Origin of the sequence: Lysinibacillus sp. 2017 (assembly GCF_003073375.1) — a bacterium.
Classification (GTDB): Bacteria; Bacillota; Bacilli; order Bacillales_A; family Planococcaceae; genus Solibacillus.
On the sequence record NZ_CP029002.1, the window covers coordinates 1,498,771 to 1,514,477 of the forward strand.

A 15,707-nucleotide genomic window follows, 5' to 3' on the forward strand; every position below is an offset into this window, starting at 1 on the left:
AGTTAACTTAATAATAAAATATGGGTAATTTTGTTTCAATATTAAAATTATGGATAATTTAAGGAGTTAATTAGGTTATAATATTACTGTTAGAAAATTCTTATAAATAGAAGGAGCACAGATAGGCTTAATTTTATATGGCTTAGGTCACAACTATTTGTTAAAGCATGCAATTTTAAAAAGGGTTTGGAGGGAATATTATGTTTAAAGATTTTTCACCTCGGCTATTTTTTTCGATGGCCGCTATTGCAATGGTCATTATTTCGCCATTATTTGCACTGTTTACACCGATTTTACTTATCCAGACATTGTACACTGATATTACGAAAATTTATATTTTTCCATTTGGTAGAGTAGCTTTCATAATTATTTTCGCATTTATACTTTTTGCAGCTGCAAGTATGCTGTTATTTTGGAAAAGAAATATCAGTACATATGTAGGAAGTATCATCATTGTTCTAATTGGCTTTGTCGCCTTATATAGTACGACGCAAATATATACAGCTATTGATTATGAACAGATTTTTGTGAAAAATTTTGTATTTGAAGACTCGATGGAATGGGCAAATATTGATGAAGTTCTTTTTGAATATGTACCAGATGATTTAGGCGAATTTATATTTAAAGGAAAAGACGGACAACAATTAATAATTAAAGAACATAAATCTGATGTGACTAGTGGAATATATAATATAGCAAAAGATAAAAATATTCCTTACATCGAGCGAGAAAAGAAATAATGTAAGTATCAAGTACAAGAATCTTCTACAATTCTTGTACTTGTTTTTGTAATTAATGCAAATAAGTTTCATTCAAGATTTTGATTGTTGAATCAACTATTCAGCTGTCTACATCCTTATCGTTTAAATAATACTTTATTCAACTTCATGACAATAGTTGGATTAGTTCAATAGGAAATAAAAAAAGAAACTAATTTGGGGAGGTAGTATATGATAAAAGATTCATGGTTTACTGTGCAACAGATTGACGGAAATACATACGCAATTAGTGAAAATGGGCACTGGGAGAAGGTACACTCTTTTTTATTATTGGGAGAGGAAAAGGCGGCACTTATTGATACTGGCCTTGGAATTGATAATATTAAGCGAATTACTGACCAGCTGACTACCTTACCAATAGAAGTAATCACCACTCATGTCCATACAGATCATATCGGGAGTCATGGGCAATTTGATAGAATTTACGTCCATGAGGCAGATAAAGATTGGTTAGTGAATGGAATAAAAGGGTTATCAATCGAACAAATTCGAAAAGATATTCGTAGAGATATAACAATGCCTACCCCAATTACATTCGATCCAGATAGCTATCAACCGTTTCAAGGTGAACCTACAGATATTTTAGGTGATGGTGACGAAATTGATTTAGGAAATCGAAAGCTAATTATTTACCATACGCCTGGACATTCTCCGGGTCATATTTGTATTTTTGATGAAACTACCGGTTATTTGTTTACAGGGGACTTATTATATGATGAAACGCCTATATATGCTTTTTATCCTTCAACCAACCCTGTTGATTTAGTGAATTCATTGGAGAAAATCTCGATAATACCAAATGTATCAATGATTTACGGTTCACATAACACATTAGGACTTCAACCAAAAATCTTAGAAGAAGTAAAATTTGCAGTGAATTATTTGAGAGAAAATGGGCTTGCAAAATTTGGGACAGGAATCCATAAGTTTAACGGTTTTAGCGTACAATTTTAACTATTGATATGGATTAGGGACAATTATAAGCTAGCAATGCCAACAATCATCTTAAACTTGTTTCTATTTTTTATACTCGTTTTTATACCTTCACAAGAATCTAAAATCAAGATGCGTTTACCGATCCAAAATCGTATATAACAAGACTGAAATCTAATCGGTCCTTCAATTCCCTTTTTTTCGATTTCCGTTCCATCTGCTAACTCAATTTCTGTTCGTACTAGCCATGTATTACCGATACCTACTTCGAAATATTTCATGATACCTCCCAAATTATCGATTTTTATTATTATAGTGCATATTGTTGATGGCGGGAATTAAATTTTTGAAAATTCAATATAAAGGAAGGCGTCCTTAATGAAAATTAAACCAACACCAGATGTTTTAGCTTCTTGGATTGAAAGCTATGTACCAGAATTAGATTTCTATTTTTTATCTAATGAACAATATAAGAGAAAGATTGATTACTCGGATGTGCTTGTTATGCCAATTAATGAGTTTTATACACATTCGACCTATGGACAAATTGATTATACAAATAGTTATGAGTATTGGAATATCAAACATGCGAACTATGTAATTGTTGCGCAACCTAATTGGATTAATCAGCAGCTTAATGAAGAAGATCGACGATTCATATTACGTGCACAAATACAATGTGAGCGCGGATTAGTCGTACCGATTTCGTTTGTTGAACAGATTAAAGAGATTCCAGCTAGTTATATACATAATGATCAAATCGTATTACAACGTGCGATGTGGGACAAGTTGAGTTGGAAAACGAAAGAGCAATTACTGACAGCGACGGTTTTTGAATGGTGGGATAACGGAGAGTGTGAAACTATTCCAAGCTTCTTGCCAAGATATTTATCGCCATTTGCCAATAAATTTGGTGCAAAACAAGGTGCGAATTGTTTAGCCGCTGTATTATTTGCGATAACAAATGGAAAACAGTCTTGGTTTATTGAAGAGTGGGTGCATCAAAACACATTTATTGAAAAATTAACACAATACCACTATCAATTGGTAGATTCGGATGAGTTATTACCGCGAGATGTACTAGTATGGCAAGATGATAACGATGTCATTCAACATGCAGCCTTTCATATTGAACAAAACCTATTTTTTAACAAGCATGGTCAAACGTATTTTAACCCTTGGAAATTGCTAACAAAAGATCAGTTGGATAAAGAGTGGGGTGCTTTAAAGCAGGTAATATATAGACAATGTGATTTATAGAAAATTAAGTAGGTAATAATTTTGATTGGAGTGAATGAAATGAATGTTGGGAAAAAGGAATCTCAAAAAAATGTAAATTACACTTACATTGAAAATGGATCTAAAACAATTTGCTTTATGCTATCAGGTACTGGCTATACATATGATAAGCCATTATTGTATTACGCAACGATGTTAATGATAGAAAAACAATTTGATATTGTTCAAATTCATTATTCTTATGGAAAAGAGTTGTTTGATAATGAATTACAATACGTCGCTGAATTAATAGAGGCAGATGTTGATTCGGTAGTTACTGAAGTATTAAAGGGTGCGAACTACGAGCAAATTGTCTTTTTAGGAAAGTCATTAGGAACAATTCCACTAATCTCTAAATACATCCATGATGAAAGTTATTCGAAGTGTAAAACAATCTTACTAACGCCGTTGTTGAAATTTGATTTATTTTCTGATGGCGTCATGAACAGTTCAAATGAAATGCTAATTGTTATTGGGAATGAAGATAGTCACTACATTGCTGAAAAAATAGTAAAGCTTCAAGAAAGAGCGAATATAGATATGCTCGAAATAGCAAATGCAAATCACTCTTTAGAAGTAGAACCGACAAATACATTTCGTTCATTAAAAGAGATGTCTGAAGTAATGGAAGTAATACGTACTTTTATTTAACTTAATCTGTATACAAATCTAGGAAACAAAATTTACCTCTGGGGGAAGTGTTTCTAATTAATGAAAAAAATCATTAGATTGAGAATAAAAATAAGAAATAACCATAAATTAATTATGAAAACAAGAAACCATTAAATATTTTAAAAGATATTTGTTATCACCCTATTATTGATTTATTGAAAAGGGGGAGTTAGGGATGTCTGAAAAAATACAAACAAATAATAATTCAGTGATTTCTTTAATAGTTGGTATTTTATCATTATTTTTAGCATTAATTACTCCTGTAATTGGGTTAATCTTAGGCATTATCGGAATTGTATTTTCAAGGATAGCTATAGTACAAATTAACTCAACGAATGAAAATGGTAGAGGATTAGCAACGGTAGGTTTAATTTGTAGTATGGTGGGAGTTTTTATCCTTCTATTTATGGTTCTATGGTATGTCACTATTTAATCGATAGAAGAAACGAGTGCTAAAAAGCAGCACTCGTTTCTTCGTTATTTGGCTAAAATTTCTTATTGTTTTATTTTTGTAAATAGGTTGCTTTAATGTGTCCGAATAATCTGAAAAATAGTTGATAAAAATCTTAAATAATCATATTATAAAAGTATAGTAAACCGATACGAATATAGAAAAGGGGTGTAGTGTTTGAGTAAATTAGTAAAAGAGGTAATCCAAGCAAATAATGAATATGTTGAGGGTTTTGGAGGGAAAGGGGATTTAGCTTTACCACCAGCTCGCCAATTTGCCGTTTTAACTTGTATGGATGCTCGTTTAGATCCAGCTAAATTTGCTGGCTTAGCTGAAGGTGACGCACATGTAATTCGAAATGCAGGAGGTCGTGCAAGTGATGACGCGATCCGATCTTTAGTGATTTCTTATAAACTATTAGGCACGAAAGAATGGTTTGTTATTCACCATACAGATTGTGGTATGGAACTTTTCACAAATGAAATCATGGGTAATTTACTTGAATCAAGTTTAGACACAGCAACATTCGATGGGGAGTGGAAAGATAGTGGTTTTACACCAGGTTCATCAGTTGGTAAGGAAATTGATTTCTTAACGATTAGTGATTTAGCTGGAAGCGTAATCGAAGATGTAGAAAAAATTAAAAACCATCCTTTGGTGCCACCGTATATTCCAGTTCATGGTTATATTTATGATGTGAAAACAGGTCGCTTAATAGAAGTACCGGTACCTGAAGTTCTTAAAATTACTGAAGTAGGAAAATTAAAGTAATTATTAAAACGTCTATTTAGTATTGCTGCCAAATAGACGTTTTGGTTTTAAGCAAATATAAAATTTACAAATATAAAGCTGTGTTCATTTAATCAAAAGGGTGAACATGAACACAGCTTTCTGGTAGAAATTTAATTATAGGCGTTGAAGATGTGTTTCATTAAAGGAGTGTTCATACTTCAAACCAAAGCCAAAACAGCGATCCATCAATATATGTGCTACCCAAATGATAGTCAGCATTAACAAAAATTCGTTTGAAAAGAAGAGCGATACACCTAGTAAAAGTAGGGGTAGGTTGAAGCTATGACCAAAGTTGTAAATAATAGCACCGATTCGTGTATTTATTGCATAGCCGATCATCGTTAGATCCGGTACAAATAATAAAATGAAAAACAACCACCATGAAAAATCAAATTGATTATAAATGAATAATAGCATAGCAAAAGCGATTCCGTATTCAATTCTTAAAAATAACTTTATCATTTTATAAATCTCCTAAATGGCTGTGATCGAAAAGATTCGTAATCAAATTTTCAATGACCAACTTATTTTCGAAATACTTTTCTTCATGCGTTAATTGTTTCACCGTTTCTAAAATTTGTGCAGCTTGTTTATAAAACTCAATTTTTTCTGCAAGTTGCTGAAGCTTTTGATCAAACAATAGGACAGATGCCTGATTACATTCAGGCGTAATTTGTTCCATCTTCAATTCAGTTAACTGATAAATTTCCTTTAAAGTGAAGCCAAGTTGCTTTAACACAATAATCATTTTTAGTTGGTTTGCGCAATCTTCATTATATTGACGATAACCATTTTCTAATCTTTTAGGCTTAAGTAACCCTTCCTTTTCGTAAAAACGAACTGTATCTACTGGAACTTCATATTTCAGAGCAAATTGTTTAATTTGCATATTCATCACCTCGTAGCTAGCATAACATTAGATATAACTCCATGGTCAATGGGTTAATTCTACATATTAATAAAAAAGATAATTAGATTGAGAATAAAAACAAGAAATCAAAGAGGCACCTCCGATACGATTGCCATTTCAAAGTAGACCCCATAAAGTTAGAGTTAATATTATGCAACTAATTGGCTGGTATGACTTCGGTATTTCTCTGGATTCATGCCAGCCAGTTTTTATTTAATTTCTATACAATGAAAAAACTTTTCTCCAACCCTATGTAATAGATTACAATTATAAACTTTTAAACCTAAAGTATCCATGTTAAGATTTGAATGCACGTAACGTTTTCCATGCTAATTCTCGACGATTTAAGTACAGTAAAAGCGGAAAATTTGAGCAAAAACTACTATGTGGAGGTGTGAATTGTATGGATTTAATTTTTAAGTTAGTAATTACTTTAATTATATTGGTAATTCCCTTTATTATTTACTTGAAAAATACCAATAAGGAAGGGAAAATGCCTTTAATCTTCTCATGCATTATCTATTTAATTATTGCTAGTCCGGTTATTATTGCAGTAATTAATCATAAAATAGTTCAATACGAAGACGCAAATATTGGTTTGGGGCTTTCATTTTTAACAACATGGTTTCTTACAATTTGTGCATTTTTAGTCTCGCTATATTTATTAATTAAAAAGAGAGTAAATAATGCCCCAAGGTAAGCCCATAAGCAAATAACGCATATACTTTTTACTGGCTTGAATCCTGTATTTTAAGGGATTCAAGCCTTTTAATTTGCCCAAAAACACCTAAAGTAGTTCATTGTCGATACAACATCCTACTCAAGACATCCCATTCTCATGAAGATTTACTAAATGTATGACGTTGACATTGCATAGCGCGGATGCTATTAAAAAGAGCGAAGGAAGAAGGTGTGGAAATCAATTATTTTGAATGTCCGAAAATCAATCATGCGTTTCCAGTATTTCCAATATCCGAGGCGAAAAAGGCATTAAAGACAGTAGTTCAGGTTATAACGAAATAATAGCTAGAAAAATAAGAATAAAAAAGCAGCATGGTAGAAGGCCATGCTGCTTCTTGCGTTCTAAGGTCTTTTTCACCATTTTTCAATTAATGTTATTATATTCTTAATATTGGAAAATTAATATAGAAAGTAAGGGGATTTAATGGAAATTCGTAGTGCAACATTACAAGATGCAGCTGGGATAGCAAAAGTCCATGTAGATAGCTGGCGAACAACTTACCGTGGGATTATTCCGCAAAATTTTCTAGATAATTTAAGTTATGAACAAAGAACGAAGCTTTGGCAAAAGAATATTGCAGATAGTAATGGTGCCATTTTTGTTGCTGTAAATAATGCAAATGAGATTATAGGATTTGTCGTGGGAGAAAAGCGAGAAACAAATTTAGAACTTAACGCTAGCGATTTATCAGCGATTTATCTTTTAGAACAGTGGCAAGGTAATGGTGTTGGGAGATTACTATTGAATGCAGTGATGCAGTCATTTAAGGAAAAGGGATTTCAAAAGATCTATGTAGAAGTATTAGCGGAAAATAAAACCCGCCATTTTTATGAATATTACGGTGCTGAATATGTGAAAACAGTGCAACTTAAATTTGACGGAAAAGTGGTTGATGAAGACATTTATGTTTGGAACGATATTGATGCAGTATTAAGTAAGCTGCAATAATTCGGGGAATAAGTAAAGAAACGAATTGTGTAAGGATGCGATGAAAAATGAAATTATATATTATCCGACATTGTGCAGCGGAAGGACAAGCCCCTGATGCAAACTTAACTGAAGACGGTGAGAAAATGTCGCATGAATTGTCAAAGCGATTAGCTGACTATGAAATAGAGTTAGTTGTTTCTAGTCCTTATAAACGAGCAATTGACACGATTAAACCATTTGTTAGTGAACATAATATTGAATGGAAAATCGATGAACGCTTAAAGGAAAGAATTTTAAGTAGTGAAAATCTATCCGATTGGTTAGAGAAGTTAAAACAAACATATGAAGACCAAAATTTAAAGTTTACTGAAGGCGAATCCAGTAATGAAGCTACTGAAAGAATTATTGGATTAGTAAATGAATTATTAAGTAGTAATCATTCTTCAGCAGCAATTATCACGCATGGAAATATAATGTCACTATTATTAAATCACTATAGAAAAGATTTTGGCTTCGATGAATGGCAATTATTAAGTAATCCGGATGTATTTTTATTAGAGATGTTAGAAGAATCCATTCAACTTAAACGAATCTGGAATAAGTGATTGTTTATGAACTTATAGGGGGAATTCGGTGTTAAAAATACAAAAAACAACTGAAGCAGAAGCCAAAAAGTTGGGGAGCATGTCATATCCGAAAAGCTAACGCTATTTGATTATGTGAAAAAGGTGAACTAGGGGATTTAACTAAGGAAGATTGGCTAAAGTTCTTAAATATCAATCAGTTGGAGGGAAGATATGATAAATGAAAATTTGAAATTCGTCATTCAACTACTCTTGCCAATTATTTTTTATGTTGTTGGTTTAGTTGCTTATTATGTTGATATCATAAATTTAGCCATATTTATGGTGTTTATATTGGTAGCCTTTATAATATCTATCGCTTGCGTATTTTATTATCGAAATAGGAAAAAGCAAAAGATGATTTTTACAGCAATTACTATTCTAATGCTGTTACTCTCACTTTTCGAATTTCGTCTACTAGCCTATGAATTTACTACATTCATCGTTACGAGCTATAACGAGCCTTTAGAAGTTGTTGATAATTCTGGTATTCATGTACTAGCTGTCCATGAAACGGAGATTCAGCATTTTAAGGATTTAGGTTATATGATCCATTCAGTAGAACAGTTGCAAAATAGAGAAGTTTTGGATTATGTGGAAGTGACAAATAGGATGCGCTACCATTCTAAAAATATACAATTATTAAGTTATATTACCCCTTCAAAAAATTATTTTAATAAAATGAAGGGAAATGTAATTACCTATTTAAATTTTGAATCTAAAAACCTGGAAAAGTTTTTCAATCGAGATGATATAGAAGGAGATAGTGCAGGGCTAGCTTTGGCATTAAGTGGTTTGATTGAAAAAAAGGAACTTCACAATAATCGACCAGTAGCAGTTACTGGTGCGATAGATGGTTTTGGAAATGTCATGGAAATTGGTTCTATAAAGGCAAAAATATTAATTGCGGAGAAATATCATTTGCCCTATATTATCTTACCTGTAGAAAATGCTACTGAGGCGCAAAAAGTGAAATCAGAGCAAAATTTAAACATCGAAATCATAGCAGTTGAGCATGTTGATGAGGCAGTTAGTGAAATTGAAAGGATTCAGACAGTTAAGTAAATTTATTAGTTGTTATATTCGAAAACTTCCTGTATAGTCATTTGTAACTTATTGGGAGGAATCTTAAATGCGAAAATTAACAACAGTCATTTCAACAGTACATCATCATACATAGTAGTCTTGCTATCTTTATTAATTTTTTAATATTGAATAGGAAGACTATTTTTCGTGAAATCGTATAAATAAAGCCGATTGGGAGCTTTATGAATATACGATTTTTTTTATTACCAAAATGGAGGAGGAACAACGAAAATGAAGAAAATGGATTATCAAAATGTACGAGGGACACAGGATTTTTTACCGCAAGCTGAGGTTGTAAGACGTAAAATTCGTCGTACATTGGAAGATACATTTATCTTATATGGCTGCAAACCACTTGAAACACCGATTATTAACTACACCGATTTAATGGCGTCGAAATATGCGGGTGGGGCAGAAATTTTGCAGGAAATGTATACATTAACAGACCGTGGTGAACGTGATTTAGCATTGCGTTATGATTTAACGATACCGTTTGCAAAAGTAGTGGCTATGAATCCTGAACTAACGATACCATTTAAGCGCTACGAAATCGGCAAAGTATTTCGTGATGGGCCGATTAAAGCAGGGCGTTTCCGTGAATTTACACAGTGTGATGTAGATATTGTCGGAGTAGAATCACAGGCAGCAGAAGCAGAACTCATGATGATGGCAGTCGATGCCTTCGAAAAGTTAAATGTGAATATTACCATTCAATTTAATAACCGCAAGCTATTATATGGGCTATTACAACATTTTGAAGTACCAGCTGAGCACATGAATCGTGTTATTTTGATTTTAGATAAGATGGAGAAAATTGACCGTGCAACATTGATAAAAGAGCTAACGGAATTACAGCTATCAAAGGATTCTTTAATAGCAATTGAAGGATTTTTAGACGTAGCGCCAACACTTGAATATTTCGACCAATACGTTACGCAAAATGAATTTGTTCATCAAGGTGTGGAGGAATTACGTGAGTTAACGAACTTTTTAACAGCACTAAATCTAACTTCCTGTGTATTTAATCCATTTTTAGCTCGCGGTCTTGAAATCTATACAGGAACAATTTATGAAATTTTCTTAGCAGATGGTGCGATTAAATCGAGTATTGGTAGTGGTGGGCGTTACGATAATGCGATTGGAGGTTTAATCGGAACGGATCAAGCCTTTGCAACAGTAGGGATTTCATTTGGCTTAGATGTAATTTATACAGCATTTGAATTAGCTGGGAAAGTAGAAAAAAATGCATCTGTAATTGATATTTATATTATTCCAATCGCTACAGAAATAGAGGCCTTACAATTAGCATCGGCATTACGAAAAGACGGAAATCGTGTAGAGGTAGAACTAAGTGGCAAAAAGGTACGAAAAGCAATGGAAAAGGCAAATCGTGAAAATGTGTGTAAAGTGATCGTTTTAGGCGAAGATGAAGTAAGGAAAAATCAATTCTTATTGAAGGATATGAAAAGTGGAGAAGTACTGGAAATCGAATTTAAATTTTAAATGCCCTAGGTAGGATATAAAAGGCAATAATGGTAAAATTACATTTAGTGGTAATTTTGTATTTATATTAGAAAGAGAGAGTGAATTATGAAGGCTATCGTGTTTGATTTTGATGGAACATAAGTAGAAAATTCACAGGCAATTTATATTGGCGATAGTGATGCTGATGTAGTGGCTGGTAGACAGGCTAATGTTTATACAATCGGCGTGCAGTGGTTACCAGAGTATCAAACACCTATTTTTGGCGCACAACCTGATTGTATTCTAAAAAGTGTAATGGATTTTAATAGACTATTTAAAGAAGGTGCATTATGAATTATCAATGGTTAGAGTGGGCAAAGAGAATACAAGCTCTTTCTCAAACGGGATTAGCCTTTTCTAAAGATGTTTTTGATACTGAGCGTTACGAAGAGTTACGAAAGATTAGTGCAGAGATTATGTCTGAATATACTGAACTTGAAATGAGTAAAATAGAGGATTTGTTTACAAATGAAATAGGGTACCAAACGCCAAAAGTCGATGTACGTGGTGTTGTTTTTAAAGATAATCAAATTTTAATGGTAAAAGAAAAAAAGGATGATAAATGGGCTTTACCAGGGGGATTTTGCGATATTGGATTGTCCCCTTCAGAGAATGTAGTAAAAGAAATTAAAGAGGAATCTGGGTATGATGTAATGCCAATCAGATTACTTGCTTTATTAGATAAAAATAAGCACCCACATCCACCCGACCCATATCATTACTATAAGATATTTATACTGTGTGAGATTATTGGAGGGGAAGCTACTGTAGGAATAGAAACGAGTAGCATTCAATTTTTTTCGGAAGATAATTTACCGAAGCTCTCTACTACTAGAGTTACTGAGTCGCAAATTCATTTACTATTCGAATTTTTAAGGAAACCCGAGAAGGGAACCCTAATTGATTGAAGTTACTATCCATACTAGGTAGCAATTTCAGGATGGAGGTAAATCATATGTTCCAAAACAAAACAGTTATTATCACAGGGGCTGCTCAAGGGATTGGTCGTTCAGTGGCAAATCATTTTGCTAAGTCAGGTGCCAATGTTGTCATTGCAGACATGAATGAAAACTTAGGTTTCCAACTGTCAGGTGAATTATTAAAGGATGGTTACTCGGCATTATTTTTAAAAACGGATGTACGAAATGAAGAAAATGTACGTCAAACAGTTGAAACGGCTATTTCACGCTTTGGTGGCATTGATATATTAGTCAACAACGCAGGGAAAGGAAAATGGATTTCACCATTAGAGCTAACACTTGATGAATGGGATGATATCATCAATACCAATTTACGAAGCGTATTTTTATGCTCGCGTGAAGCAGCAAAGCATATGGAAAATGGTGGCGCTATTATTAATCTTGCCTCCACACGAGCTTTTATGTCAGAACCACATTCTGAAAGCTACGCGGCATCAAAAGGTGGTATTGTAGCACTTACACATGCACTAGCAAGTTCGTTTAGTGAATTCAATATTACTGTAAATAGCATTTCTCCAGGCTGGATTGAAACTGGAGATTACGAGGCACTAAAAGAAGCGGATCATACGCAGCATTTTTCAAACCGCGTAGGAAAACCAGATGATATTGCACGTGCCTGTTTGTATTTAGCAAATCCAGAAAATAATTTTATTACCGGAACGAACTTAACAATTGATGGTGGAATGACGAAGAAAATGATATATGAAGAATAATTTTTAGGTTATTGCTAATTTTTCATTTTCATTTCATAATTCAACTGTATGATATACAAGGTAAGAAAGGGAGGTGAAACATATGTCAATGGATCTCTCATCATTAAATTCAATCATGAGTTTACTAGGCACTTCAAATGGAGCAGCCGCAACATCGACACAATCAACATCAAACGCAAACTTTGAAGACTTTTTAATGAACGCATTAGGTGGATCTCAAAGTCCTACAAAGACAAGCGATTCCAGTTTATTTGATTTAATTTCTGGTTCCAGTACAACTTCCTTATTAAATGGGTTAAATTCTTCAGGTAACACAAATGACATCGCAAGTCAGTTAATTCAAAGTTTGCAAACATCGTCAACGAGTTCAACAGATTCTAGCACCAGCCTGAATAATTTATTCAATTCAACAAGTTCTACAACTTCAACAGATTCAGCAAACGCAACAGATATGTTTGCAAGTAGTTTAACAAATAATTTCCAAGCGCAAATTATGAAAAATATGAGTGCTGCCAAAGCGAAATTGCAAACAAATTTTGATGGCTATGTACAACGCGCGGGCGAAAATCCAACAGAAGCAGCAAAACTTCGCATGGAACAAATGCAGCAAAATATTAATACGGTGAGCAATTATATGACGACAAAATCAGCTGATTCATCAGCGACAAATCAATATGATACATTGCTCAGCCAATTAACAAATGGAACGACAAATACAAGTTCTCCAAATTCTTCATTACTAGATCAATTAGATGCAAAATCTTCTTTATCGCAGTATTTATTAAATATGTAAGTTAACGTTATTAAAAGAATGGATTCCTATAATTTATTAGTACATAAAAAGAGCTTGTGCGAACTGTCTGCAAAATGGATAGGTTTGTCACGAGCTTTTTTGGCTGAATAAATTGAAAAATTTCACATCAATTGCTAGGGGATATTCGTAAAGATATGTAAGTAATATACGTTTTTAGTGGACGGGACTAAGTGTAGTCGAATCAACTTATTTTAATAAGCCTTTGATTTTAATGTTATTGTAATATAATTGTAACATTTTTTTGTTATTATTGGTTTTATGGGGAATTTTTGAACATAAAAATATTATAAAGATATAGAGGGTTTATAGAAATATGAATAATTTAACGAAAAAAGTGGCTTCAGTAGCAATAGGGACATCTATTTTATTTTCGTCAGTAACAGGTGCATCTGCAGCAACATATTCAGTGAAAAGTGGAGATACATTAACGAAAATCGCAAATCAGTATGGTATGAATTATAAAGTGATTATGGATCAAAACGGTTTAAAATCAACGAATATAAATGTTGGTCAAAAATTACAAATTGGCAGTACAACTTCTACAAAAACAGCAACAAGTGTAACTTCTACAAGTAACGAGAAAGTTGTAAGTATTGCTAAAAATTACCTTGGCGCACGTTATATATTTGGTGGTTCTTCACCATATGGATTTGATTGTTCTGGCTTTATTTATTATGTACTTAAGAAATCGGGGAAATCAATTTACCGTACATCGGCATCAAGCTACTATAGCATATCTCAAAAAGTATCTTCACCAAAAGTGGGGGATTTAGTATTCTTTAGCAATACATATAAAAAAGGTATTTCACACGTAGGCATTTATATTGGTAGTGGCAAAATGATTAGTGCAAGTGGTTCAGATGTCAATATTTCATCTGTTCATTCAGGTTATTGGAAAAACCATTTCACTGCTTATGGCCGTATTTAAGAATTTCGTATGTCTAAATAAAGGTATTCTATCAGGGATTACAAAAGTAAAATAAATAATTTTAAATTAATCCATCTTTTTTCGATTATCAATCGTAGAAAGACGGATTATTTTATTTTGGAATAGCCTTAACAGCTTTAAATAAGGGAAATTTTAAAAATGAAAATCATCATCACAAACAATTTTGTCTTTGGGTTCATATGGTTCAATATGGACAAATGTCATCGCATATGGATTTAGTTGTTGTACGACCTCTTCAATTTCCTCAGTAATGCTATGCGAATCACGAACATTTAAATTTGGATTCACACTAACCGTTACATCCACTAAAAGTAGGCTACCATGCTGTCTTCCACGTACTTCCACAATTTCACGGACGCGCGGCATTTGTTCTAAATTCTCTTTAATTTCCCTTAAAAATTGACTATCAAAACCGTCAGTTAATGAAAAAACCGAGTCTTTAAAAATTTCAATTGCTGTTTTAATAATGATTAAACCGATAATAAATGCAGTAATCGTATCGATAATAGGGAATCCTAACATCGCTGCAGTAATACCAATAGCAGTTCCGATACTAACCAGAGCATCAGAACGATTGTCATATGCAGCTGCTTTCACAGCATTACTGTTAATCTTTTTAGCCAGTCGAATATTGTATATATAGACACCATACATAACAACAGCACTAAATAAAGAAACAAAGATGGTTATGCTACTGGGATTTTGGCGAATTGGAGAGAAGATATTCTTTCCAGCTCCAATTAATACTTCAATACCTACATAAATCATAATGAAGGAAGCAACTAATGAAGCAATTGTTTCTGCACGGAAATGGCCGTAGCGGTGATCATCATCTGGTGGTCGTTGAGAAATTCGTAAGCCAATTAATACGGCAATCGAAGCAATAATATCTGTCGTATTATTTAGTCCGTCTGCTTTTAACGCCTCCGAATCACCGATATAACCATATGCTAATTTAAGAGCGCTTAAAAAAATATAGGCAATAATGGATAGATAAGCGCCTTTTTCACCAGCACGTAAGTTTGTATACTGCTCCAAAATGTTTCCCCTCCGAAAAAGTTCTTTAAACATGAAAGAGGTTACACCTCACAAATTTCGTGGGTGTAACCTCTTTGAATGTAATTTAGTTATATTATTATAACATAAATTCTATTTAATATCTAATTAATTTTAGATTCATCGTGATCATGGGACTACTAATTGGACATATTGTATTTTAATGGCTCATCACCATAAGTTGGGGATGACATAATTTTAGGATTCAAAGTGATTCCTTTTTAATCTAGTCCGTTCTGCTACGCTACGGGGGACGCTTTCCTGGGGGCGTGGCTCCATCTAACTTGTTACTTGCCTCTACGACGGCAAGCAACAAGTGGATATTCCGCGCACGCTTAATCCCCAAGGGGTCGCCCCCTGCGCTTCGCGTCACTCTATTTTGGAATAAAAAATTTTTTCTAATAAGGTGTTTTAGATAAGGCTTATTCGATAAAGTATCTTTTATAAACGTGAAAATAGTTTAAATGAAAGAGTG

At 33.2% G+C, this 15,707-nt stretch carries 20 protein-coding genes; 16 read left to right on the plus strand and 4 right to left on the minus strand.

Features of this window, described 5'->3' with window-relative positions; translation table 11 throughout:
* Positions 1–200: 200 nt before the first annotated feature.
* Both DCE79_RS06915 and DCE79_RS06920 read left to right on the plus strand, forming a co-directional pair.
* The gene (locus DCE79_RS06915) at positions 201–740 is read left to right on the plus strand and encodes an ATP-dependent exonuclease (protein WP_108712376.1); all 540 of its coding nucleotides are present in this window, start codon (positions 201–203) and stop codon (positions 738–740) included.
* 210 nt (positions 741–950) lie between these two features.
* Positions 951–1,733, plus strand: coding sequence for an MBL fold metallo-hydrolase (locus DCE79_RS06920; protein WP_108712377.1), 783 nt, complete (start codon positions 951–953; stop codon positions 1,731–1,733).
* Between the two features lie 23 nt (positions 1,734–1,756).
* On the opposite strand, the gene DCE79_RS06925 is transcribed toward DCE79_RS06920, so the two are convergent.
* Entirely contained in the window at positions 1,757–1,993 is a 237-nt protein-coding gene (locus DCE79_RS06925; protein ID WP_108712378.1) for a DUF3977 family protein, read from the minus strand.
* Between the two features lie 97 nt (positions 1,994–2,090).
* Here DCE79_RS06925 and DCE79_RS06930 point away from each other — a divergent pair, with 97 nt between their 5' ends.
* The 4 genes from DCE79_RS06930 (at position 2,091) to DCE79_RS06945 (ending at position 4,884) form a co-directional block, all read left to right on the plus strand.
* Positions 2,091–2,972, plus strand: a complete 882-nt coding sequence (locus DCE79_RS06930) for a hypothetical protein (RefSeq protein WP_108712379.1) — start codon at positions 2,091–2,093, stop codon at positions 2,970–2,972.
* 21 nt (positions 2,973–2,993) lie between these two features.
* Entirely contained in the window at positions 2,994–3,641 is a 648-nt protein-coding gene (locus tag DCE79_RS06935; protein WP_135841887.1) for an alpha/beta hydrolase, read from the plus strand.
* Between the two features lie 196 nt (positions 3,642–3,837).
* A complete protein-coding gene (locus DCE79_RS06940) occupies positions 3,838–4,095 on the plus strand; it encodes a DUF4190 domain-containing protein (protein ID WP_108712381.1) in 258 nt (85 codons plus the stop codon).
* A 195-nt stretch (positions 4,096–4,290) separates the two neighbouring features.
* Complete coding sequence (locus DCE79_RS06945; RefSeq protein ID WP_108712382.1) at positions 4,291–4,884, plus strand: beta-class carbonic anhydrase; 594 nt, start codon at positions 4,291–4,293, stop codon at positions 4,882–4,884.
* Between the two features lie 135 nt (positions 4,885–5,019).
* Here DCE79_RS06945 and DCE79_RS06950 read toward each other — a convergent pair whose 3' ends face one another.
* Together DCE79_RS06950 and DCE79_RS06955 are read right to left on the minus strand one after the other, a co-directional pair.
* Positions 5,020–5,367 (minus strand): DUF4260 domain-containing protein, encoded by a 348-nt coding sequence (locus DCE79_RS06950; RefSeq protein ID WP_108712383.1) that lies wholly within the window; start codon positions 5,365–5,367, stop codon positions 5,020–5,022.
* Position 5,368: 1 nt separating this feature from the next.
* Complete coding sequence (locus tag DCE79_RS06955) at positions 5,369–5,794, minus strand: MerR family transcriptional regulator (RefSeq protein WP_108712384.1); 426 nt, start codon at positions 5,792–5,794, stop codon at positions 5,369–5,371.
* A gap of 424 nt (positions 5,795–6,218) precedes the next feature.
* Between DCE79_RS06955 and DCE79_RS06960 the strand changes: the two genes are divergently transcribed.
* The 10 genes from DCE79_RS06960 to DCE79_RS07005 all read left to right on the plus strand — a co-directional run bounded on the left by DCE79_RS06960 (position 6,219) and on the right by DCE79_RS07005 (position 14,155).
* Complete coding sequence (locus DCE79_RS06960; RefSeq protein WP_108712385.1) at positions 6,219–6,515, plus strand: hypothetical protein; 297 nt, start codon at positions 6,219–6,221, stop codon at positions 6,513–6,515.
* 465 nt (positions 6,516–6,980) lie between these two features.
* On the plus strand, positions 6,981–7,505 hold the full coding sequence (locus tag DCE79_RS06965; RefSeq protein ID WP_108712386.1) for a GNAT family N-acetyltransferase: 525 nt from the start codon (positions 6,981–6,983) through the stop codon (positions 7,503–7,505).
* 47 nt (positions 7,506–7,552) lie between these two features.
* Positions 7,553–8,092 carry a histidine phosphatase family protein gene (locus tag DCE79_RS06970; protein WP_108712387.1) on the plus strand — a complete coding sequence of 180 codons (540 nt, stop codon included), beginning with the start codon at positions 7,553–7,555 and terminating at the stop codon, positions 8,090–8,092.
* A 192-nt stretch (positions 8,093–8,284) separates the two neighbouring features.
* A complete protein-coding gene (locus tag DCE79_RS06975; protein ID WP_234417354.1) occupies positions 8,285–9,175 on the plus strand; it encodes a S16 family serine protease in 891 nt (296 codons plus the stop codon).
* 252 nt (positions 9,176–9,427) lie between these two features.
* Positions 9,428–10,699, plus strand: coding sequence for a histidine--tRNA ligase (locus tag DCE79_RS06980; protein WP_108712388.1), 1,272 nt, complete (start codon positions 9,428–9,430; stop codon positions 10,697–10,699).
* Between the two features lie 171 nt (positions 10,700–10,870).
* Positions 10,871–11,014: an HAD family hydrolase gene (locus DCE79_RS18605; protein ID WP_199912304.1), complete on the plus strand. Its 144-nt coding sequence runs from the start codon at positions 10,871–10,873 to the stop codon at positions 11,012–11,014.
* Positions 11,011–11,628 carry an NUDIX hydrolase gene (locus DCE79_RS06990; RefSeq protein ID WP_108712389.1) on the plus strand — a complete coding sequence of 206 codons (618 nt, stop codon included), beginning with the start codon at positions 11,011–11,013 and terminating at the stop codon, positions 11,626–11,628. The genes DCE79_RS18605 and DCE79_RS06990 overlap by 4 nt, the downstream gene beginning before the upstream one ends.
* Positions 11,629–11,675: 47 nt before the next feature.
* The gene (locus DCE79_RS06995; RefSeq protein ID WP_108712390.1) at positions 11,676–12,413 is read left to right on the plus strand and encodes an SDR family NAD(P)-dependent oxidoreductase; all 738 of its coding nucleotides are present in this window, start codon (positions 11,676–11,678) and stop codon (positions 12,411–12,413) included.
* An 82-nt stretch (positions 12,414–12,495) separates the two neighbouring features.
* Positions 12,496–13,206, plus strand: coding sequence for a hypothetical protein (locus DCE79_RS07000; protein ID WP_108712391.1), 711 nt, complete (start codon positions 12,496–12,498; stop codon positions 13,204–13,206).
* 334 nt (positions 13,207–13,540) lie between these two features.
* Positions 13,541–14,155: a C40 family peptidase gene (locus DCE79_RS07005; RefSeq protein WP_108712392.1), complete on the plus strand. Its 615-nt coding sequence runs from the start codon at positions 13,541–13,543 to the stop codon at positions 14,153–14,155.
* Positions 14,156–14,308: 153 nt separating this feature from the next.
* Here DCE79_RS07005 and DCE79_RS07010 read toward each other — a convergent pair whose 3' ends face one another.
* On the minus strand, positions 14,309–15,214 hold the full coding sequence (locus DCE79_RS07010) for a cation diffusion facilitator family transporter (RefSeq protein ID WP_108712393.1): 906 nt from the start codon (positions 15,212–15,214) through the stop codon (positions 14,309–14,311).
* Between the last annotated feature and the right edge of the window lie 493 nt (positions 15,215–15,707).